The sequence below is a fragment of the Methylocystis parvus OBBP genome (assembly GCF_027571405.1).
In the GTDB taxonomy this organism is placed as follows: Bacteria; Pseudomonadota; Alphaproteobacteria; order Rhizobiales; family Beijerinckiaceae; genus Methylocystis; species Methylocystis parva.
The window spans coordinates 1880821-1901684 of the sequence record NZ_CP092968.1 but is presented as its reverse complement, the minus strand read 5'-3'; the positions used below and the strand labels follow the sequence as shown (position 1 = coordinate 1901684).

Annotated in this window: 19 protein-coding genes; 14 read left to right on the top strand and 5 right to left on the bottom strand. The window is 64.3% G+C overall.

The window, feature by feature from the left end; all coding sequences use genetic code 11:
• The first annotated feature begins 156 nt into the window (after positions 1–156).
• The 5 genes from MMG94_RS09265 (at position 157) to MMG94_RS09245 (ending at position 4453) form a co-directional block, all read left to right on the top strand.
• The gene (locus MMG94_RS09265) at positions 157–2115 is read left to right on the top strand and encodes a carbamoyltransferase C-terminal domain-containing protein (RefSeq protein ID WP_016918222.1); all 1959 of its coding nucleotides are present in this window, start codon (positions 157–159) and stop codon (positions 2113–2115) included.
• A 228-nt stretch (positions 2116–2343) separates the two neighbouring features.
• Complete coding sequence (locus MMG94_RS09260; RefSeq protein WP_016918224.1) at positions 2344–3186, top strand: division plane positioning ATPase MipZ; 843 nt, start codon at positions 2344–2346, stop codon at positions 3184–3186.
• Positions 3187–3269: 83 nt separating this feature from the next.
• A complete protein-coding gene (locus MMG94_RS09255; protein WP_016918225.1) occupies positions 3270–3512 on the top strand; it encodes a hypothetical protein in 243 nt (80 codons plus the stop codon).
• Between the two features lie 112 nt (positions 3513–3624).
• Positions 3625–3855: a hypothetical protein gene (locus MMG94_RS09250; RefSeq protein ID WP_154419891.1), complete on the top strand. Its 231-nt coding sequence runs from the start codon at positions 3625–3627 to the stop codon at positions 3853–3855.
• A 337-nt stretch (positions 3856–4192) separates the two neighbouring features.
• Complete coding sequence (locus tag MMG94_RS09245; RefSeq protein WP_016918227.1) at positions 4193–4453, top strand: hypothetical protein; 261 nt, start codon at positions 4193–4195, stop codon at positions 4451–4453.
• A gap of 43 nt (positions 4454–4496) precedes the next feature.
• Here MMG94_RS09245 and mmsB read toward each other — a convergent pair whose 3' ends face one another.
• Both mmsB and MMG94_RS09235 read right to left on the bottom strand, forming a co-directional pair.
• Positions 4497–5378, bottom strand: a complete 882-nt coding sequence (gene mmsB / locus MMG94_RS09240; protein WP_016918228.1) for a 3-hydroxyisobutyrate dehydrogenase — start codon at positions 5376–5378, stop codon at positions 4497–4499.
• 33 nt (positions 5379–5411) lie between these two features.
• Complete coding sequence (locus tag MMG94_RS09235; RefSeq protein WP_016918229.1) at positions 5412–6908, bottom strand: CoA-acylating methylmalonate-semialdehyde dehydrogenase; 1497 nt, start codon at positions 6906–6908, stop codon at positions 5412–5414.
• A 110-nt stretch (positions 6909–7018) separates the two neighbouring features.
• On the opposite strand from MMG94_RS09235, the gene phhA reads away from it, so the two are divergent.
• Positions 7019–7894, top strand: a complete 876-nt coding sequence (gene phhA, locus MMG94_RS09230) for a phenylalanine 4-monooxygenase (protein ID WP_016918230.1) — start codon at positions 7019–7021, stop codon at positions 7892–7894.
• Between the two features lie 3 nt (positions 7895–7897).
• On the opposite strand, the gene MMG94_RS09225 is transcribed toward phhA, so the two are convergent.
• Genes MMG94_RS09225 through hppD form a run of 3 tightly spaced genes read right to left on the bottom strand, consistent with a single transcriptional unit; the run spans position 7898 to position 11314 of the window.
• Entirely contained in the window at positions 7898–8905 is a 1008-nt protein-coding gene (locus MMG94_RS09225) for a fumarylacetoacetate hydrolase family protein (RefSeq protein ID WP_016918231.1), read from the bottom strand.
• Positions 8906–8912: 7 nt separating this feature from the next.
• On the bottom strand, positions 8913–10205 hold the full coding sequence (hmgA, locus tag MMG94_RS09220) for a homogentisate 1,2-dioxygenase (protein WP_016918232.1): 1293 nt from the start codon (positions 10203–10205) through the stop codon (positions 8913–8915).
• Entirely contained in the window at positions 10202–11314 is a 1113-nt protein-coding gene (gene hppD / locus MMG94_RS09215) for a 4-hydroxyphenylpyruvate dioxygenase (RefSeq protein ID WP_016918233.1), read from the bottom strand. The genes hmgA and hppD overlap by 4 nt, the downstream gene beginning before the upstream one ends.
• Positions 11315–11420: 106 nt before the next feature.
• Here hppD and maiA point away from each other — a divergent pair, with 106 nt between their 5' ends.
• The 8 genes from maiA to MMG94_RS09175 all read left to right on the top strand — a co-directional run bounded on the left by maiA (position 11421) and on the right by MMG94_RS09175 (position 20854).
• Positions 11421–12068, top strand: a complete 648-nt coding sequence (gene maiA / locus MMG94_RS09210; protein WP_016918234.1) for a maleylacetoacetate isomerase — start codon at positions 11421–11423, stop codon at positions 12066–12068.
• A gap of 63 nt (positions 12069–12131) precedes the next feature.
• Entirely contained in the window at positions 12132–13301 is a 1170-nt protein-coding gene (locus MMG94_RS09205) for an isovaleryl-CoA dehydrogenase (protein ID WP_026016008.1), read from the top strand.
• A gap of 17 nt (positions 13302–13318) precedes the next feature.
• The gene (locus tag MMG94_RS09200) at positions 13319–14920 is read left to right on the top strand and encodes a carboxyl transferase domain-containing protein (RefSeq protein ID WP_016918237.1); all 1602 of its coding nucleotides are present in this window, start codon (positions 13319–13321) and stop codon (positions 14918–14920) included.
• 7 nt (positions 14921–14927) lie between these two features.
• Positions 14928–15710 carry an enoyl-CoA hydratase-related protein gene (locus tag MMG94_RS09195; RefSeq protein ID WP_016918238.1) on the top strand — a complete coding sequence of 261 codons (783 nt, stop codon included), beginning with the start codon at positions 14928–14930 and terminating at the stop codon, positions 15708–15710.
• A gap of 3 nt (positions 15711–15713) precedes the next feature.
• On the top strand, positions 15714–17705 hold the full coding sequence (locus tag MMG94_RS09190) for an ATP-binding protein (protein WP_016918239.1): 1992 nt from the start codon (positions 15714–15716) through the stop codon (positions 17703–17705).
• Entirely contained in the window at positions 17692–18630 is a 939-nt protein-coding gene (locus MMG94_RS09185; RefSeq protein ID WP_016918240.1) for a hydroxymethylglutaryl-CoA lyase, read from the top strand. The genes MMG94_RS09190 and MMG94_RS09185 overlap by 14 nt, the downstream gene beginning before the upstream one ends.
• Before the next feature lie 56 nt (positions 18631–18686).
• Positions 18687–19802, top strand: a complete 1116-nt coding sequence (locus MMG94_RS09180) for an acyl-CoA dehydrogenase family protein (protein ID WP_051001073.1) — start codon at positions 18687–18689, stop codon at positions 19800–19802.
• Positions 19799–20854 (top strand): 3-hydroxyisobutyryl-CoA hydrolase, encoded by a 1056-nt coding sequence (locus MMG94_RS09175; RefSeq protein ID WP_016918242.1) that lies wholly within the window; start codon positions 19799–19801, stop codon positions 20852–20854. The genes MMG94_RS09180 and MMG94_RS09175 overlap by 4 nt, the downstream gene beginning before the upstream one ends.
• Positions 20855–20864: the final 10 nt, after the last annotated feature.

Here is a 20864-nt window from a genome sequence, read left to right as displayed (position 1 = left end):
GGCCGCGCGTGGCGCGGATGGTTCATAGCCTTTCGGCGGCCTGTGGCGACGAGCGCCGTCGCCATCTTGGCTACTGGCGCAAAGAGCTCGCGTTTAGTAATATTCAACCGGAGATATCTAATTCAAACCATAGAATAATTGCTAGTGGGGACGACAATGGGCAACGGAGTTTGCGCGCTCGAGGATATCCCCGAGCGCTCGGTCGTCGGGGTGAATTACAGTTGCTCTCACGACACTGCCGTCGGGGTCGTCGATCCGGAAGGAAGGCTCGTCCACGCCGTTTCTCTGGAGCGCCTCTCGCGCGTCAAGCAGGATGGCCGCTGGCCCACGCAAATTCTCGGCCGCATTCCCTGGGACAGGGTCGCTTATGTCGCGGTGGCGGAATCCGAGCGCTATGCAGAGGAGTTATCCGACCAATCGGCCTTTTGCGAGCGGGAATTGGAACGGCCGCTTTATTTCGATCGCTCCTTTCCGGAGGAATTCGCCCGAGACCTTTCGACGCTTTCGAAGCCGATCGTTTATGTCCCGCACCACCTCGCGCATGCCGCCTCGAGTTTCTGGGCGAGCGGCTATGAGGACGCGCTCTGCATTGTTTACGATGGCGGCCAGTCGAACGAACATTGGTTTGGCGGCGTCTATTCCGCTTCGCGCTCGGCAGGCGTCAGGCCTGTCGATCGCTTCAGCGCCGCACGATACGGCAATGTCGCCTATGTCTATGCGGTGGTGACGGCCGTGCTTGGATTCAGGCCGTTCAAGCATGAAGGCAAGCTCACCGGCCTCGCCGCTCATGGCGAAGTCGATCCGCATGTCCTCGACACGTTGCAGAGTTGGGTGGTCGAGCCTCGCCCCACCCATCACCTGATCAGATGGTTTGACCGTTTCGACGGAACCCTTCAGCCGCGTCTGGCCGTCTCTCCCGACGAGCGGCGCCGCTTGCGGGACCTTCTGGGCGGCGCAAGCAATGCGGACGTCGCCGCCACGCTCCAGCATTTGACCGAAACGCATGTGCATCGAATAGTCCAACGGGCGCTGGAAGCCCGGCCGGAAACGAAGAAACTGTGTCTCGCCGGCGGGCTTTTCGCCAATGTCCGGCTCAATCAGCGATTGGCGGATTTGGACATAGACCGGTTGTTCGTTTGTCCGGCGATGGCGGATGACGGGGGCGCCATCGGCGCGGCGTGGCAAGCGCGCTTTGAACGCGAGAAAATCACAGGATCGCCGATCCGTCACGTCTTTCTGGGTCCGCGCGTAACGGATGACGAGGAAGCATATTTGCGGGAGCGCGCGATCGCCTTCGGCCGGCCGGCGGAACTGGCGCGAATCGTCGCCGAACGTCTCGCGCGGGGCGACATTGTCGCGCTTGCGCGGGACGAGGCGGAATTTGGGCCGCGCGCGCTCGGCAATCGCTCGATTCTGGCGTCGCCGCAAGACGCTTCCGTCAACACGCGCCTGAACGAGAAGTTGAGTCGCACGGAATTCATGCCGTTCGCGCCGATCGTTCGCGAGGAAGACGCAAGCGAATATTTCATGATTTCGGACGTGGTCCGCGACGCCGCGAAATATATGACCGTCACCGTGCCCTGCACGGAGAAGGCCAAGGCCGATTGCCCAGCCGTCGTTCATGTCGACGGCACGGCGCGGCCGCAGCTCGTCTCGGCGGAGACCTCGCCCTTCCTGCACCGCGTGTTGACGGAGTATGCGGCCCTGACCGGGGTCGGAACGCTCGTCAACACGTCCTTCAATATTCACGAGGAGCCGATTGTCGCCAGCGCGGACGACGCCTTGCGAAGCTTCTTCGAGGCGGGGCTGGACTTTCTCGTTCTTGACGACTGCCTTGTCTCCCGCGCGGAAAATCATGCGGCCGAGATCTTCCATGCCCGCGCCATGGCGGCGAGGAATGCGCATAAGGCGCGCGCGCGGGGCGCGCAGCTTGAAGAAGCGACATTCGAGATCGCCGCCCTCGACGAGCGGAGGCAAGCGCTCGAAAGCTGGATCGCCCACGGGAAATCGAGTCTTCTTTGGCGACCTTTCTCCGCTCTCTCGGATTTCGAAAGGGGCGTTCGGGGCCATGCGGACACGCTCAAGCGCCTGACCACGCGGCTTTTCTCTCGATGAGGGCAGAGCGGGGGCCGCGATGTAGGTTGAAGGCGCCTCGCCGCGAGTGGTCGCGCCCGTCCCCTATTTCCGCAACTTGACCAGCAAAACCGCTTTTTTGCCTGTCGCGCAGGTTGTAACCTCGACCGAGTTCCTCTGCGCCCATATCGGCGCGCTTCGCGTTCGCCTGAGCGTCAAGCGTTTTTCGCGTTATCGTCATCCGTATAGCCCGTGAGGCAGGCCCGAGGCATGCAGATCGTCTCATTCGTCACGCAGAAGGGCGGGGCCGGCAAGAGCACGCTCGCCTCCAACGTCGCCGTCGCCGCATACAAATCCGGCGAGCGCGTCTTCGTGTGCGATCTCGATCCGCTGCAATCTCTCGTCAAATGGTCGCGGGCCCGCAAATCGCCGGATATTCCCGTGCAGCACATGCAGGCGGAGAAGCTGGAAGGCGCCCTGGCCCATCTCGCGGGCGAAGGCGTCTCGCTCGTCGTCGTCGACACGCCGGCGAGCGACACGGCGCAGGCCGAGGCCGCCATTCGCGCGGCGGATCTCTGCGTGATCCCCGCCCGACCCAATACGCTGGACATCTGGGCCAGCGAAGTGACCATCGCCAAAGTGAAAGCGGCGGGCAAAGCTTTCGCTTTTCTGCTCAATCAGTGCCCTTCCGCGCAACAGAGCCTGCGCATCGAGCGGGGCGCCCAGGCGCTTCAGGAAATGGGCGCGCTGCTGGCGCCGATGGTCTCGACCCGGGTCGATTACCAGGAGGCGGTGCGCCTGGGGCTCGGCGTCGTCGAACTCAATCCGCGGGGCGCGGCCGCGGGCGAAATGACGAAGCTCTGGGCCTCGATCTCCGCTCGGCTCGGCGACGGGGCCCAACTCGCCGCCAAGACCCAACTCGCCGCCAAGACCTCCGCGCCGGCGCCGGTCCGGCTGCCCTATCAGGACCTTTTCGAGCAGGCGGTGAGGGCGAGCGGCGTCTACGCCGATTTCGTCAACACGCTGCTGCAATTCAGCCGCCCGACGCCGTCGACGCGGCCCAGCGCCGACACGGCGGACGCGGCGCCCGAGAAACGCCGGCGCATTTCCTGAGCCCCGATCGGCTGGACCTTCTTCCGCGACCCGGCGTTACCAATTGAGGAGGCGCCGTCGCGTCCCGCCAATTGGAGGCTGCAATGAGCGTCGCCGTCGAGAGCTTGTTCCTCCTCGCCTTGCTCAGCGCCTTTATCGGCCTCGTCGCGCTCCTGGCCCTGAACAGCCCCACCGCGCGGCGGTCGCCGCAGATGCGCGGGACCCTGGTCGCCGCGATCGTCGCGGCCGCCGTCGCCGCGTTGGGGTCCTATCTGATCTACGCGGCGACTCCGCATGAGGAAGCGAGGCGGGCCGTCTATGGCGAGGGGCTTCGGACGCAGCGTTAACCATATGGCCGGCGCCGACACTTGGCGGCGCGCGAAACTTACGGATATCCGACTTTAATTTTCGCGAGAAAGACCCAATATGCGGCCTATCGATCCGGAAGGCGTGGGCTCAATGAACGACGGCACGAATGACGACATGGACGGCTTGGCCGATCCCTTCAGCTACGAGGATCTTGTCTCGCAGCGGGCGATGGCTTTTTACCACGTCGCCCGTCTGACGGACACGGTTCAGGATGAGGCGGTGAAAGAGCTTTGCCTCACCATGCTGCGCAAGCTCAACGCCAGCATCCGGGCGCCGTCCACGGCTGAACTCCGCACGATCGAGGGCAGCAAGGCGCGCTGACGCGCGTCCACTGTGGCGCTTCTGCCACAGGCCGAAGCGGAATGGCGCGGCCATCCGCGCTGAACACAGTTTCGCCACAGGCCGCGCCTCCACTGTAGGCGTGCTCTCCTTGGGCATTTCCTCCCTGAACTTGGGCCGCTGGCCAACCAGCGGCTCTTTTTTGTGGAGCATGCGGCGCCTGCCTGTGGACAAACGGCTCCCACGCCTTTCCCGATCCGAAGTCAGGGCGTTAACCGTGGCCCAGGGCGGTTTTCCTGCGGGCCCGGCTCGCATAAGATGACGTCAGCCTGCGCCGATCGCTCGCGGGACCTCAAGACAATCAAGAAGGGACGTGTGAATGCACAACTTTATCCGGCTTTCGGCTTTGCTTGCGTTGCTCGCGGCCGTTCCCGCGATGGCTCAAGGCACGCAGGCTCAGCGCGACGCCTGTGAGGACGACGCGAAACGCCTCTGCCAGGCGCAGATTCCGGATGTGACCGCGATCGAGGGCTGCCTGCGGGCGGCGGCCGCGTCGCTGACCGACGATTGCCGCAGCGAGATGGGCCTCGCTTCCCCGGCCGCCGAGACGAAGTCGGGCGGCAAGAAGAAAAAGCGCTAATCACAGGAGCGGGCGCTCGCACGATCGCGTCGCGCCCGCCATTTCAGGCTTTTCCGTCGAGCATTTCGAAAATGCCGGAAAAGTCCTTCTCGCCGCCGCCCTGAGCGTCATACAGGGCGTAGAGCTGAGCCGCCGCCGCGCAGAGGGGCGTCACCGCCCGGGCTTCGGCCGCCGCGGTCTCGGCAAGACGCAGATCCTTCAGCATCAGCCTCGTCATGAAGCCCGGCGCATAGCCGGCCCCCGAAGGCGCGCCGGGCACGAGTCCGGGCGCCGGACAGTATCGCGTCAACGACCAGGATTGCCCCGAGGACGCCGAGGCGACGTCGAAGAGCGATTGCGCCGCAAGTCCGAGCCGTGCGGCGAGGGCGAAGGCTTCCGCGGTCGCGATCATCGTCACGCCGAGCATGAGATTGTTGCAGAGCTTCGCCGCCTGGCCGAGCCCCGGGCCGCCGCAATGAAAGAGGCGGGCGCCCATCTTCGCGAGGATGGGTTGAGCGGCTTCGTATGCGTCCTCAGCGCCTCCGCACATGAATGTGAGCGTCCCGGCCTGCGCGCCCGCGACGCCGCCGGAAACCGGCGCGTCGACCGCCAACATTCCCGCGCGTCGCGCCAGATCATGCGCTTGCCGCGCGCTTTCCATGTCGATCGTCGAGCAATCGACAATGACCGCGCCTTTCGGCAATTGCGGGAGCAACGCGCGCCAGACGTTGAGAACCTGATCGCCATTCTGGAGCATGGTCACGGCGGCGTCTGCGCAGCGCGCCGCGTCCTCCAGCGAGGAGGCGGGCGCAAGCCCAAGCGCCGCCGCCTTCTCGCGCGCGGCGGCGGCCCTGTCATAGGCGGCGACCTCGAAACCCGCGCGCGTTAGATTGCAAGCCATCGGCGCGCCCATCGCGCCCAGTCCGATAAAGACGATGCGGGGCATGGGCTCAGCTCCAAATCACGATTCAGCTTGAAGTCAGGACATTGTCGGCATGACGAAGCTCGCGCCTTCCCGCGCGCCGTCCGGCCAGCGCGACGTGACCGTCTTGGTCTTGGTGTAGAAGCGGAAGGCGTCTTCGCCGTGCTGGTTGAGATCGCCGAAGCCCGATCGTTTCCACCCGCCGAAGGTATAGTAAGCGAGAGGCGTCGGGATCGGGACGTTCACGCCGATCATCCCCGCTTGCGCCCGCGCCGCAAAGTCGCGCGCCGCGCCTCCGTCGCGCGTGAAGATGGCGGCGCCGTTGCCGTACTCGTGTCCGTTCGCCAGCGCGAGCGCTTCTTCGTAATCGCGCGCATGAAGGACGCAGAGCACGGGCCCGAAAATCTCTTCTCTGTAAATCCGCATATCGGGCAAGACGTCGTCGAAGAGACAGCCGCCCATGAAGAAGCCGTCTTCATAGCCTTGCATTTTGAAGTCGCGGCCATCGACAAGCAGCCGCGCGCCCTCCTCGACCCCGCTCGCGACATAGGCCTTCACCCTGTCGAGATGGGCTTTCGAGACCAGCGGCCCGTAATCCGCGGTCTCGTCGCCCGGCAATCCGATCTTCAAGCCTTCGACGCGCGGGACGAGGCGGCGCAAAAGCTCGCGCGCGGCGATTTCCCCGACGGGCACGGCGACGGATATCGCCATGCAGCGTTCCCCGGCGGAACCATAGGCGGCGCCAATGAGCGCATCGACGGCCTGATCCATATCCGCGTCGGGCATGACGAGCATATGGTTTTTCGCCGCGCCGAAACATTGCGCGCGCTTGCCCGTCGCGCAGGCGCGCGCATAGACATATTCGGCGATCGGCGTTGAACCGACAAAGGCGACGGCTTTGACGTCCGGGTCGTCGAGAATGGCGTCCACTGCTTCCCGATCGCCATTGACGACGTTGAGTAAGCCCGCCGGAAGTCCCGCCTCGAGCATCAGCTCCGCGAGACGCATCGGCACGCTCGGATCGCGCTCGGAGGGTTTCAATATAAACGCATTGCCGCAGGCGATCGCGGGGGCGAACATCCACATGGGGATCATCGCCGGGAAATTGAACGGGGTGATTCCGGCGGCGACGCCGAGCGGCTGGCGCATCGAATAAAGATCGACGCCGGTCCCCGCCGCATTGCTGAAGGCGCCTTTCAGAAGATGCGGCGCGCCGGCGCAAAACTCCACGACTTCGACGCCGCGCTGTATGTCGCCGCGCGCATCCGCGACGGTCTTGCCATGTTCGGATGCGAGGAGCGTTGCGAGGCTTTCGCGCTCGCGCGCGATCAGCTCGAGAAATTTGAGCAGCACGCGCGCCCGGCGCTGCGGATTGGTCGCCGCCCATTCAGGCTGCGCGCGCTTCGCATTCTCGACGGCCGCCCTGACTTCAGCGCGGGACGCGAATGAGACGCGCCGCGCCTGCGCGCCGGTCGCGGGATCGAAAATGTCGCCGAAGCGATCCGAACGACCGGGCGTAAGGCGACCGTCGATAAAATGCGCAAGGTCCGACATGCCCTTCAAACTAGGGCGCGCAATCGCAGCGCATAGGCCGGCCGGACGCCTGCCGGGACTTTGCGCGCGTGGCGCAGGACATAAATAAAAGAAGAAAAGCGAGGCCGGTCATGACCGCGTCGTCCGAAGCGAAGAACCGTTACGCCAATGCGCCGCGCAGAGCGGATTGGACGATCGATCAGGATTGGGCGTCCTATAGCCCGGCGGAACATGATCGCTGGAATCGTCTTTTCGCCCGGCAGGCGAAGCTCCTGCCGGGCCGCGCCTGCGGCGCCTTTCTCGACGCCAAGCGGAAGCTGGAGCTTTCGCGCGCCGGCATTCCGAATTTCGAGGAATTGAGCGAGCGGCTGGCGGCCATTACGGGCTGGCGCGTCGTGCCCGTCGCCGGGCTCATTCCCGACGACGCCTTCTTCGCGCATCTCGCCGGTCGCCGCTTTCCCGCCGGCGCGTTCATTCGGCCCGAGGAAGAACTGGACTATCTCTCCGAGCCGGATGTGTTTCACGACGTTTTCGGTCATGTGCCGCTACTGGCCGATCCGGTCTATGCGCGCTTTCTGGAGTCTTACGGAAAAGGCGGCGCGCGGGCGCAGCAACGCGGCCAGCTTCACAATCTGGCGCGGCTCTATTGGTATACGGTCGAGTTCGGGCTCATCCGTGAGCCGGAAGGCTTGCGCATCTTCGGCGCCGGCATTCTCTCCTCGCCGGGCGAGACCTGCTTTTCGTTGGAGGACTCCTCGCCGAACCGCATCGGCTTCGATCTCTCCCGCATCATGCGCACGAATTACGTCATCAGCGATTATCAGCAGACCTATTTCGTGATCGACGGTTTCGAGCAATTGCTCGAACAGTGCTATCAGGATTTCGACGCGCTTTACGAAGCTCTCGCAAAGCAAGGCGACCTTTCGCCCGATCAGATCGTCGCCGGCGATCGCGTCATCACGAAAGGCGACATGCATTACTTTGTCCGAAAGGGCGCCGCCGCCTAGGAGTCAAAGCGCTTCGACTCGCTGCTCGATGGCGCCGAAGATCGAGCGCCGGCTTCTGTCGACCATCTCGATGCGCACGACGTCGCCAGGCCTCAGATAGGGCGTGGCCGGCGCGCCGTCGCGCAATGTTTCGACCATGCGCTGCTCGACAATGCAGGAATAGCCGACGCCGCCTTTCGAGACTGGCAGTCCCGGTCCGCCATCCGCCGCGCGGTTCGACACAGTGCCTGAGCCGATGATCGTCCCGGCGGAGAGCCGGCGCGTGCGCGCCGCATGGGCGATGAGCTGGCCGAAATCAAAGGTCATGTCGACGCCGGCTTCCGCACGGCCGAGCGGCGCACCGTTGATCGACACAAGGAGAGGCAGCGACAATTTCGCGCCTTGCCAGGCGGCGCCAAATTCGTCCGGCGTCGCCGCGATCGGCGAAAAGGCGGAAGAGGGCTTCGACTGGAAAAAGCCGAAGCCTCTGGCGAGCTCGTCAGGCACGAGCCCGCGCAAGGTGACGTCGTTGACCAGCATCACAAGCTTGATATGCGCGCGCGCCTCTTCCGGCGAGACGCCCATCGGCGTGTCTCCGGTAATGACGACGATCTCCCCTTCGACGTCGAGGCCGAAGCTTTCGTCGAGAAAAGGGATGGCGTCGCGCGGTCCAAGAAAGGCGTCGGACCCGCCCTGATACATCAATGGCTGGGTCCAGAAGCTTCCCGGAATCTCCGCCCCGCGCGCCTTGCGCACGAGCGCGACATGATTGACGTAAGCCGATCCGTCCGCCCATTGAAACGCGCGCGGCAGCGGCGCGGCGCAATCGCGCTCGCGGAAGCGGAAGGTCGTAGTGGTCTCCGCTTCGACTTGCTCGGCCAGAGCGGCGAGCCTTGGCGACGCGTTCTCCCAATCATCCAGCGCGGCCTGAAGCGTCGGCGCCATTTCTGCGGCGAGAGCGGCGCGCGTCAGGTCGCGCGAGACGACCGCCAGTCTCCCGTCGCGGTCGCTTTTCAAGGAAGCCAGCTTCATCTTCGCCTCATTGCGTCGCCTGGAAGCGCTTGCGCAGACCCGTCCAGCACTCCGCATAGTCGCGCTGCAGCGTTTCGAGCGCGAGGGCGAAATCGGTGGGATGCTGCGGCAAACGCGTTTCGAACATGAAGGCGAGCGTATCTTCGAGCTTCGAGGGGCGAAGCTCGGCCGAACTCGCCGCGGCGAAGGCCTCGGCGTCCGGCCCGTGCGGCAGCATGGCGTTGTGCAACGACATGCCGCCGGGCGCGAAGCCTCGCGGTTTGGCGTCATAGGCGCCCAAAATCAGGCCCATGAATTCGCTCATAACATTCACATGGAACCAGGGCGGACGGAACGTGTCTTCCGCGATCTGCCAGCGCTCGGGGAAAATGACGAAATCCACCTCGCCGACGCCGGCCTGAGCTGAAGGCGACGTCAGCACGCAGAAGATGGAGGGATCGGGGTGATCGTAAAGTAGCGCGCCCATCGGCGAGAAGCGGCGCAGATCATATTTGTATGGCGCGTAATTTCCGTGCCAGGCGACGACGTCCAGCGGCGACCATTCAATTTCGCACGAATGGAAACGTCCACCCCATTTCACCGTAAGGCGCCCCGGCCGCTCGACATCCTCATAGGCGGCGACCGGCGTAAGAAAATCGCGGGGATTGGCGAGGCCATTGGCGCCGATCGCGCCGCGATAGGGCAGGGCGAAGGGCGCGCCGTAATTCTCGCAAAGATAACCGCGCGCGGCGCCGGACGCCAAACGGGCGCGAAATTTCACGCCGCGCGGGATGACGCAGATTTCGCCGGGCGCAACGTCGATGCGGCCAAATTCCGTGTCGAAACGAAGGACGCCTTGCTGCGGCAGAATGAGAAGTTCGCCATCGGCGTCGTAGAAATAATCATCGTCCATATCGGCTGTCGCGAGATAGACGCAAGCCGACATGCCGATGCGTGCGTCCGCATCGCCGCAGCATGTCATGGTCCGCACGCCTTCGATGAAAGTGAGCGGCTCACGCGGCAATGGCGTCGGATCCCAGCGGAGAGGACCGATCGTCGCCGCCTCGCGGCCGCGCGCGGGCGCCGTCGCCCAGAGCGGCAAGTTTGTCCGCGCGAAGCGGCGCGCATGCAACACGGAAGGGCGAATGCGATAGAGCCATGAGCGCCTATTGGCGGGGGCGGGCGCTGTGAAGGCCGAGCCGGATAGCTGCTCCGCATATAGCCCATAAGGGCAACGCTGCGGTGAATTGCGGCCTTCGGGAAGCGCGCCGGGCAGAGCTTCGGAAGCGAACTCATTGCCGAAGCCGCTCATATAACTCATGGGGCCGCCCCCGGCCTCAAAGCGCCGCGCCGCAATTGGTCCTCTTCTATCGACTCGAAGAGCGCGCGGAAATTGCCCTCGCCAAAACCTTCATCACCCTTTCGTTCGATAAATTCGAAGAAGATCGGCCCGACCACCGTCTTCGAGAAAATCTGCAACAAGAGCAGGGGCTGCGCATCGGGGCTGCTGGCGCCGTCGATGAGAACGCCAAGCTCTTTCAACCGTTCGACCGGCTCGCCATTTCCCGGAAGCCGCGCCTCCACCGCCTCGTAATAGGCGTCGGGCGGAGCCGGCATGAAATCGAGCCCGTTGCGGCGCAACGATTCGACTGTCTCGTAAATGTCGCGGCAGGCGCAGGCGATGTGCTGCACGCCCTCGCCATTATAAGCGTCGAGAAATTCCTCGATCTGGCTCGAATCGTCGGCGCTTTGGTTGATCGGGATGCGGATCTTGCGGCAGGGACTGACCATGGCGCGCGAATGCAGGCCCGTGAACCGGCCCTCAATGTCGAAATAGCGGATCTGGCGAAAATTGAAGAGGCGTTCGTACCAATCCGCCATCGCGTCCATGCGTCCGCGCCGAACATTGTGAGTGAGGTGATCGATGGTCAGAAGCCCTACGCCTTCCGGCTTTGGATCGGCGGGTCCGGTCCAGCGGAAGTCGACGTCCCAGATCGAGCCCTTTTCTCCATAGCGATCGACGAGATAGATGAGCGCGCCGCCGACGCCTTCTATCCCTGGTATGTGAAGCTCCATCGGACCGGGCCGGCGGGAGACGATGTCGACGCCAAGCGCGACGGCGCGCTTCAGGGCCAGGCCGGCGTCGCGCACGCGGAAGCCCATGGCGCAGACGGAAGGACCATGGTCGCGCGCGAAATTCGCGGCGAAGCTCTCCGGCTCGTTGTTGAGGACATAGTTGACCTCGCCCTGGCGGTAGAGCGTCACGTCTTTCGATCTGTGCCGCGCGACGGCGGTGAAGCCCATCTTTTCGAACAGCGCCGCAAGCTGCGCCGGATCGGGATGCGCAAACTCCACGAATTCGAAGCCGTCCGTGCCCATCGGATTGTCGCTGGAGAAAGCCGGGGCGCATTCGATTGAAGCGGCGGTCATCGCCTTCCTGCCTCTGCCGAGGTTTCACCTTAAAGGAGATAAGGCGACCGGAGCGCGCTTGTAGCCCTATCTGAAACGTTAGCGACATTCGCCACGAGGCCGTCTCATGATCTTTTACGATTACTGGCGCTCCTCCGCCGCATTCCGCGTGCGCATCTGCCTTTCGCTCAAGGGCCTCTCCGTCGAGCGGCGCTTCGTCAGTCTTCTGCGCGGCGAGCAGATGGGCGCCGTCTACCGCTCGAAAAATCCGCAGGCGCTCGTGCCCGCGCTCGAGCTCGACGACGGAAGCGTGCTGACGCAGTCCTTGGCGATTATCGAATATCTCGAGAGCGCTTTCCCGCGGCCCGCCCTCATTCCGGCGGATCCGATCCTCGCCGCCCGCGCCCGCGCCGTGGCGCTTTCCATCGCTTGCGACATTCATCCGCTCGGCAATCTGCGCGTTGCGGAATATCTCGGGCGAGAGCTGCAGCTCGGCCATGATCGGGTTGCGGCTTGGCGCCGGCACTGGATCGCCTCCGGCATGACGGCGCTGGAGGCGATGATCGCGCCCGCGCCGTTCTGCTTGGGAGCGGAGCCGACGATCGCCGATGCCTGTCTCGCGCCACAAATTTATAGCGCCGAGCGCTTCGGCGTGTCGCTCGCGGCCTTTCCCAGGATCCGCGCGGTCGCCGAGGTCTACGCCGCGCATCCGGCCATTGTCGCGGCGCATCCATCCGCGCAGCCCGACGCGGCGCAAACGGCGCCGGCGCCTTGAAACGATCGAGCGCCGGCAAATATAGCCGCTATGCCGCCGTTTGGCGGGAAGGAGCGCGGCGCAATGCGCCACTTTACGCCGTCCATGGAGTTCGACCTCGGCGAGACGACGCAGGCGCTGCGGCGCGCCGTCGAGACTTTCGCGGCGCGAGAGATTGCGCCCCGCGCCGCGCAAATCGACGCGCAGAACTGCTTCCCCGACGATCTGTGGCGCAAGCTGGGCGCGCTTGGCGTGCTCGGCGTCACCGTTCCCGAGGATTATGGCGGGGCTGGGCTCGGCTATCTCGAACATGTCATTATCATGGAGGAGATCAGCTGCGCTTCGGCGTCGATTGGTCTTTCTTACGGCGCGCATTCCAATCTCTGCGTCAACCAGATCTACAGGAACGGCTCGACCCGGCAGAAGCGCCGCTTTCTGCCGGGCCTCGTCTCCGGGGAACATGTCGGCGCGCTCGCAATGTCGGAGCCGGGCGCAGGCTCCGACGTCGCCGGCATGTGCCTGCGGGCGGAGAAGCACGGCGACGTCTACCGTCTCAATGGCCGCAAAATGTGGGTGACGAACGGTCCTGACGCCGACGTGCTGATCGTTTACGCGAAAACCCAACCTTCCGCGGGCGCGCATGGCATCACGGCGTTTATCGTCGAGAAGGGTTTCGAGGGCTTTCAGGCCGGCGCGAAGCTCGACAAGCTCGGCATGCGCGGGTCCAATACGAGCGAACTCGTCTTCGACGAGTGCAGCGTGCCGGCGGAGAATGTGCTCGGCGCGCCCGAGGGCGGGGCGGCCGTGCTGATGAGCGGCCTCGATTATGAGCGCGCGGTTCTCGCGGGCGGACCCATCGGCATCATGCGCGCCTGCATGGACCTCGTTCTGCCATATGTGCACGACCGTAAGCAGTTCGGGCGTCCGATCGGCGAATTCGAGCTAATGCAGGGAAAGCTCGCCGATATGTATACGGCGCTCGGCGCGACGCGCGCCTATGTTTACGCCGTCGCCAAGGCTTGCGATCTCGGCCGTTCGAGCCGCAAGGACGCGGCTTCCGCCATCCTGTTCGCTGCGGAGCGCGCGACATGGATGGCGCTCGAGGCCATCCAGTGCCTCGGCGGCAACGGCTACACCAACGACTATCCCGCCGGCCGCTTGCTGCGCGACGCGAAGCTCTACGAAATCGGCGCCGGGACGAGCGAAATCCGGCGCATGTTGATCGGACGCGAATTGTTCGAGGAGACGAGCTGACGCCAGTTGGAGGCGGCATGGCTATTTTGGAGACGTCCATCGATCGGCGGGGAGACGCCTTCGCCCGCAATCGCGAGACGATGACTCTTCTGCTGGATCGTTTGAACGAGACCTCGGCGGCCATTCGTCTCGGAGGCGGAGCGGAGGCGCAGGCGCGGCACCTTGCGCGCGGAAAGATGCTCGCGCGCGAACGCATCGAGGCGCTTCTCGATCCGCTGACGCCCTTTCTTGAAATCGGACATTTCGCCGCCCATGGCATGTATGACGGCAAGCTCGCCTGCGCTGGCGTGGTCGCGGGAATTGGCCGGATCGTCGGCCGCGACTGCATGATCGTCGCCAATGACGCCACGGTGAAGGGCGGCGTCTATTTTCCGATGACGGTCAAAAAGCATCTGCGCGCGCAGGAGATCGCGGCGCAGAATCGACTCCCTTGCGTCTATCTCGTGGATTCCGGCGGCGCCAATCTTCCGACCCAGGAAGACGTTTTTCCCGACCGGGATCACTTCGGCCGGATCTTCTACAACCAGGCCAGGATGTCCGCCGACGGCGTCGCGCAGATCGCCGCGGTGATGGGCTCCTGCACCGCCGGCGGCGCCTATGTGCCGGCAATGTCCGACGAGACGATCATCGTCCGCAATCACGGAACGATCTTTCTGGCCGGGCCGCCGCTCGTCGAGGCTGCGACCGGCGAAGTCGTTTCGGCGAATGAGCTTGGGGGCGCCGACGTGCATTGCACGCAATCCGGCGTCGCCGATCATCTTGCCGAGAATGACGCGCATGCGCTCGCGCTTGTGCGCGAAATTGTCGGCCATTTGCCGGAAAGGCGCGGAAAGGTCACGCGACCCGCCATTGAGCCGCGTTTTGATCCGAAAGAGATCTATGGCGTCGTCTCGAGCGATCCGCGCGCTCAATATGACGCGCGCGAAATTATCGCTCGTATCGTCGACGATAGCGGTTTCGATGAATTTCGCGCGCTTTACGGCCCCACTTTGGTGACGGGCTTCGCACGCATCTGGGGCCATGACGTTGGGATCGTCGCCAATAATGGCGTCATTTTCCCTGAAAGCGCGTCGAAGGCGGCGCATTTCATCGAGCTGTGCGCACAGCATGGCGCGCCGCTCGTTTTTCTGCAGAACACGACAGGCTTCATGGTCGGAAAGAAATACGAAGCGCAGGGCGTCGCCAAGGAGGGGGCGAAGATGGTCGCGGCGGTCGCGACCGCTGCGGTCCCGAAATTCACGGTCGTGATCGGCGGCAGTTTCGGCGCGGGAAATTACGCCATGTGCGGGCGGGCCTATTCGCCGCGATTTCTCTGGATGTGGCCCAATGCGCGCATTGGCGTGATGGGCGGCGAGCAGGCGGCCAATGTGCTGACGCGCGTCAAACGCAGCGCGAACGAGGCGCGCGGCGCGAACTGGACGAGTGAAGACGAGCGCGCTTACGCCGACGCCATTCGCGCTCAATATGAGCGGCAGAGCGACGCGCTCTATTCCAGCGCCCGGCTTTGGGACGACGGCGTGATCGATCCGGCCGATACGCGGCGCGCATTGGCGCTCGCGCTCGCGGCCAGTCTCAACGCGCCCGCCGAAAGGACGCGTTTTGGTCTCTTTCGGATGTGAGGCGCGCATGGATCTGATCGAGTCGAGAGACGAAAGAGGCGTCGTCGCCCTGACGCTGAATCGACCCCACAGGCGCAATGCGCTCGACGCAGCGATGGTGCGGCGTTTGACCGAGGCTTTCGCCCGTCTCGCGGCCGATCCCGACGCGCGCGTCGTCGTGCTGAGCGGCGCAGGCGGCAATTTCTGCTCCGGCGGCGACATCGAGGCGATGAAGCGGGCCGCGAGCGCCGAGCGGACGGAAAATGAGCGAGACGCCTTGGCGCTTGGAGAAATGTTCGCTGCGCTGGATCGCCTTCCGAAGCCAACCGTCGCGCTGGTGCAGGGCGCGGCCTTTGGGGGCGGGATGGGCCTCGTCGCCTGTTGCGATATCGCGCTCGCCGCGAAGGCCGCAAAATTCTGTTTGAGCGAAGTGCGTCTGGGCCTCGTTCCGGCGGTGGTCGGGCCTTATGTCCTTCGCGCGATCGGTCCGCGCGCTATGCGCGCGCTTGCGCTCGGGGCCGAAATCGTCGGGGCCGATTGCGCGTTCCATATGGGGCTTGTTCATGAGGTTGCGCAGGAAGGCGCGCTGATCTCCGCCCGCGACAGGATCGTCGAAGCGCTGCTGCTTGGCGCCCCGGGCGCGCAAGCCGAGGTGAAACGGCTCGTGCGCCTTTACGAGAATCGGACGCCGGACGCCTCGCTTCTGATGGAGACGGCGCATCTTCTCGCCGAACGTCGCGCCTCGCCGGAGGGCGTCGAGGGTTTGAACGGCTTTCTGGAAAAACGGCGCCCTGACTGGCGCGGACTTTAGACGATGTTTCGCAAGCTCCTCATCGCCAATAGAGGCGAAATCGCCTGCCGCATCATCCGAACGGCGCGGAAGATGGGGCTTTCGACCGTAGCCGTCTTTTCAGACGCGGACGAAGACGCTTTGCATGTCGAGATGGCGGATGAGGCCTGGCGCATTGGCGCGGCGCCGGCAGGCGACAGCTACCTTTCGTCTGAGCGCATGATCGACGCCGCGCGGCGAAGCGGCGCCGAGGCCGTGCATCCGGGATACGGCTTCCTTGCTGAGTCGGCGGACTTCGCGCAGCAATGCATAGACGCCGGGCTGATTTTCGTCGGTCCCTCTCCAAAGACCATTCGTGCGGTCGGAGACAAAGCGGCCGCCAAGAAATTGATGCATCAAATCGGCGTGTCCGTTCTTCCCGGCTATCACGGCCATGCGCAGGATTTCGCGACCTTCACCCGGGCGGCGACGCAGGTCGGATTTCCCGTCATGGTGAAGGCGGCGGCGGGCGGCGGCGGGCGCGGAATGCGCATCGTTCGCTCAAAGGATGAACTGCCGCTCGCGATCGAGAGCGCCCGGCGCGAAGCGCTGGCGGCTTTTGGCGACGGCCATTTACTGCTCGAAAAATATGTCGAGCGGCCGAGACATGTCGAAGTGCAATTTGTCGCCGATAAACATGGCTGCGTTGCGCTATTTCCGGAGCGCGATTGTTCGCTCCAGCGCAATCATCAGAAAATCGTGGAGGAGACGCCGGCCCCCGGCTTGCCTGACGCGATGCGCGCGGGATTGCGCGATGCGACCGGGAACATCGTGCGCGCCTGCGATTATACGGGCGCGGGCACGGCCGAGTTTCTCGTCGATGGCGCGCGATTCTTCTTCCTCGAAGTGAATGCTCGGTTGCAGGTCGAGCATCCGGTCTCGGAGATGGTGACGGGCGTCGATCTCGTCGCGTGGCAATTGCGCGTCGCCTGCGGCGAGGCCTTGCCGCAAGGCGCCGATATGATCGAAGCGCGCGGCCATGCGATTGAGGCGCGTCTTTGCGCCGAAGATCCGTCAAAGGGGTTCATGCCGTCATCGGGCGTCATCGCTCATTTACGACTCCCGGCGGAAAGCCCGAATCTCCGGCTGGAAACCGGCGTGAAGCGGGGCGACAGAATCTCGACCTGCTACGATTCGCTCCTGGCCAAGATCGTGGTCTGGGACGATAGGCGGGACGCGGCGGTGCGGCGCCTTCAGCAGGCGCTCGCCGCCGTCGAACTTGTCGGCGTCGAAACCAATCTCGACTTTCTACGCCTGTTGCTTCGCCAGGCGCGTTTCCAGGCGGGCGATATCGATCTCGGCTTCGTGCAGGATGTCGTTGGGGTCGACGCCGCCGAGCCGCCGACCGACGAACGTTTCTTGCTCGCCGCCGCTGCGGCGAACTGGCGGCGGCAGGCCGCCGCGCGCGCCGCCTATAACGATCCTTGTTCTCCCTGGTCGGCGGCGGATGGGTGGCGGCTGTACGGGAAGGAAACGATCAGGCTCGCCTTCAGTCGTGAGTCGCAACGGCTCGAATGTTCAATCGAGCCGATCGATGCGCGAAGCTTCCACATGAAGGTCGCACAAGGCGCCTGCGTCGTTTCCGCGCTATGGGGAGAGGAGCGCCTTGCGATCGAGATCGACGGCTTGCGTCGCGACGTCTGCGTCATCGCCCAAGATTCAAAATGCGTCGTCATCGTCGACGGACGAAATCATCTCCTCGAATGGATCGATCCGCTGGCTCCGCCATCGCGGATCGTCGCGCTCGACGGCGCTTTTCTGGCGCCCGTTCCCGCGCGCGTCATCCGCGTTCTCGTCAAGCGGGGCGATCACACCGGCAAGGGCGCCCCGCTTATCCTGCTCGAGGCGATGAAGATGGAGATACCGATCAAGGCTCCCGGCGACGGCGTCGTCGAGAACGTCTATTGCGGAGAAGGACAATCCGTGCGCGAGGGCGAGGAGCTGTTGGCCTGGCGGGCGAGCGATGAAGCTGCCTGACCGCATACGCATTGTCGAGGTCGGGCCGAGGGACGGGCTGCAGAACGAACGCGCCATCCTGCCTGTCGCGACGCGCATCGAGCTGATCGAGCGCCTCGCGGCTGCGGGACTGCGTTCGATCGAGGCCGGGAGCTTCGTGCCCGCGCGTCTGGTTCCGCAGATGGCGGAGACGGCCGCGGTCTTGGCGGGCGTCGATCCTTGTCTTGATGCGACGCTCAGCGTTCTGGTTCCCAATGAGATCGGATTGCAGGCGGCGCTTGCGGCCGGCGCCCGCGAGGTCGCGATGCTCGCGGCGGCGTCCGAAACCTTCTCGCGGAAGAATCTCAATTGCGGGATCGATGAAAATCTGGAGCGGCTGCGCCCGGTCGCCCGAGCCGCGAAGGAAGGCGGCCTTCGGCTGCGCGGCTATGTTTCCTGCGCCTTTGGCTGCCCATTCGAAGGCAGGATCGATCCCGCACAAACGATTTCGGTCGCGAACGCCCTGCATCGCCTCGGATGCGACGAAATTTCGCTCGGCGACACGATCGGCGTCGCCGCGCCGCTCCCCGCGCGAAAGCTCGTCGAGGCCCTGTCGCGCGACATTCCGATCGAGCGCCTCGCGGGTCATTTTCACGACACGTACGGACAGGCGCTCGCGAATATTTTCGCCTGTCTCGAGATCGGCCTTACGATCTTCGACGCATCCGTCGCCGGCCTCGGCGGCTGTCCCTTCGCGCCGGGAGCCGCCGGCAATGTGGCGACGGAGGATGTGGTTTACATGCTGCAAGGGTCCGGGATCGATACGGGCGTCGATCTCGAACGGCTTCTCGACGCCGGCGATTTTATCTGCGCACGCCTCGGGCGCGCGCCTGAAAGCCGTGTTGCGCATGCGCGGCGCGCTTGTTCGAGCGACGAGCGTTCCGCGCGACAAATTCCCGGAGGCTAGTCTTGTCTGCATATTCCTCTAGCGGGTTGAGCGACGAGCGGCGCGCCATTCAGGAGATGGCGATGCGTTTTGCGCGCGAGGCCATTGCGCCATTTGCTTTGCAGTGGGATCGCGACAAGTTCTTTCCGGTCGAGACGCTGCGCGCCGCGGCTGCGCTCGGCATGGCGGCGATTTATGTCGGCGAGGAATTCGGCGGCGCCGGTCTGTCGCGCATCGATGCGGCGCTGATCTTCGAGGCCCTTGCAACGGGCTGTCCGACCGTTTCAGCCTATCTTTCCATCCACAATATGTGCGCCTGGATGATCGACGCCTTCGGATCGCCGGATCAGCGCCGTCGCTTCCTGCCAAAGCTCGTTACGATGGAGACGCTAACGAGCTATTGCCTGACGGAGCCGGATTGCGGCTCCGACGCGGCGGCTCTCCGCATGCGCGCCGTTCGGCGTGGCGACGCCTATGTTTTGTCCGGCCGAAAGCAATTCATCTCCGGAGCGGGCGCGGGCGGCGACGCGCATCTCTACATTGTGATGGCGCGCACGGGCGGGCAAGGCGCCGAGGGCGTTTCCGCCTTTCTCGTCGAAGGGAGCGCGGCGGGGCTGAGTTTCGGCGCCAATGAGCGCAAGATGGGATGGAACGCGCAGCCGACGCGCATCGTCGCATTCGAGGATTGCGTCGCGCCGCTCGAGAACCGACTCGGCGCGGAGGGAGAGGGGTTCAAAATGGCGATGGCCGCGCTCGACGGTGGCCGCTTGAACATTGGCGCCTGTTCGCTTGGCGGGGGGCAGAGCGCTTTGGAAAAGGCGCTCATTTATGCGCATGAGCGGCAGGCTTTCGGTCGGTCTCTCACGGATTTCCAGGCGCTTCAGTTTCGATTGGCCGATATGGCGACGCAGTTGGAGGCCGCGCGGGCGCTGCTCTGGCGCGCCGCCGCCGCGCTCGACGTCCGCGCCCCGGACGCCACCCGGCTTTGCGCCATGGCCAAACGCGTCGCGACCGATGCGGGATTCGCGGTCGCCGACGACGCCATGCAGATTTTCGGAGGCTATGGCTATCTCGCCGATTACGGGGTCGAGAAGATTCAGCGTGATTTGAGGGTTCATCGCATTTTGGAAGGAACCAATGAGATCATGCGCGTGATCATTGCGAAAGACCTGTTGAAGGAGCGTGGCTCGTGATCGACTGCAAGGAGCTGCTCGTCGCACGAGAAGGCCGAATTGGACGCATTCGACTCAACCGGCCGAACGCGCTCAACAGCCTGACGCTGAACATGGTGCGGGATTTCACGCGCGCGCTCGCGGAATTTGTGCGGGAGCCCGATGTCGTCGCCATTCTGGTGACGGGCGAGGGCGAGCGCGGTTTTTGCGCGGGCGGCGACATACGCAAGCTTTACGAGCTTCGCGACGGCGACAAATCCTATTATAGAGATTTCTGGCGTGAGGAATATCAACTCAACGCCATGATCGCCGCTTGTTCGAAGCCTTATGTCGTCATCATGGACGGCCTCGTCATGGGTGGCGGCGTCGGGCTATCCGCGCATGGAAATTGCCGGATCGTCACCGAGCGCACGCGGCTGGCCATGCCGGAGACGAGCATCGGTTTCGTGCCGGATGTCGGCGGCACCTGGCTGCTGGCGCAGGCGGCGGGCGCCGGCGTCTATATGGGGCTCTCGGGAGCGACCGTGTCGGCCGCCGACGCCATTCACGCGGGTTTTGCAGATCATTTCGTTTATTCGCATCAGCTTGGAGAGCTGATCCGGCAAGTCGCCGGCGCGCATACCGCGCAGGATGTCGCGGCCGTCCTGCAATATTTCTCGCGCCGGCTGGAACCAGGCGAATTGGCGCAAAATCGCGCCACCCTCCGCAAGCTCGCGAAATCGAAAAATGTCGAGGAGGCATTGGCTGCGCTTCTTGGCGACGGTTCGGATTTCGCCAGGTCAGCCGCTAAAGCCATCGCGCGTAATTCGCCGACGAGCCTCAAGGCGACATATGCGCTCTTGCAGCGGGCGCGCGACGCTCGGAGCTTGGAACAATGTCTGACCAATGAATATCGCGCGGCCTGCGGCCTTCTCGAGTCTCACGACCTCTATGAAGGCATACGGGCGGCGATCGTCGACAAGGACCCCGCGCCGAAATGGCGTCCCGCTACGCTTGAGGAAGTCGATGAGGCCTCCGTCCGGAAGATCCTTGCGGGCGACGGCAGCAGCGAACCCCTTTTTCCCTTCGCATAGCGGTCTCTTT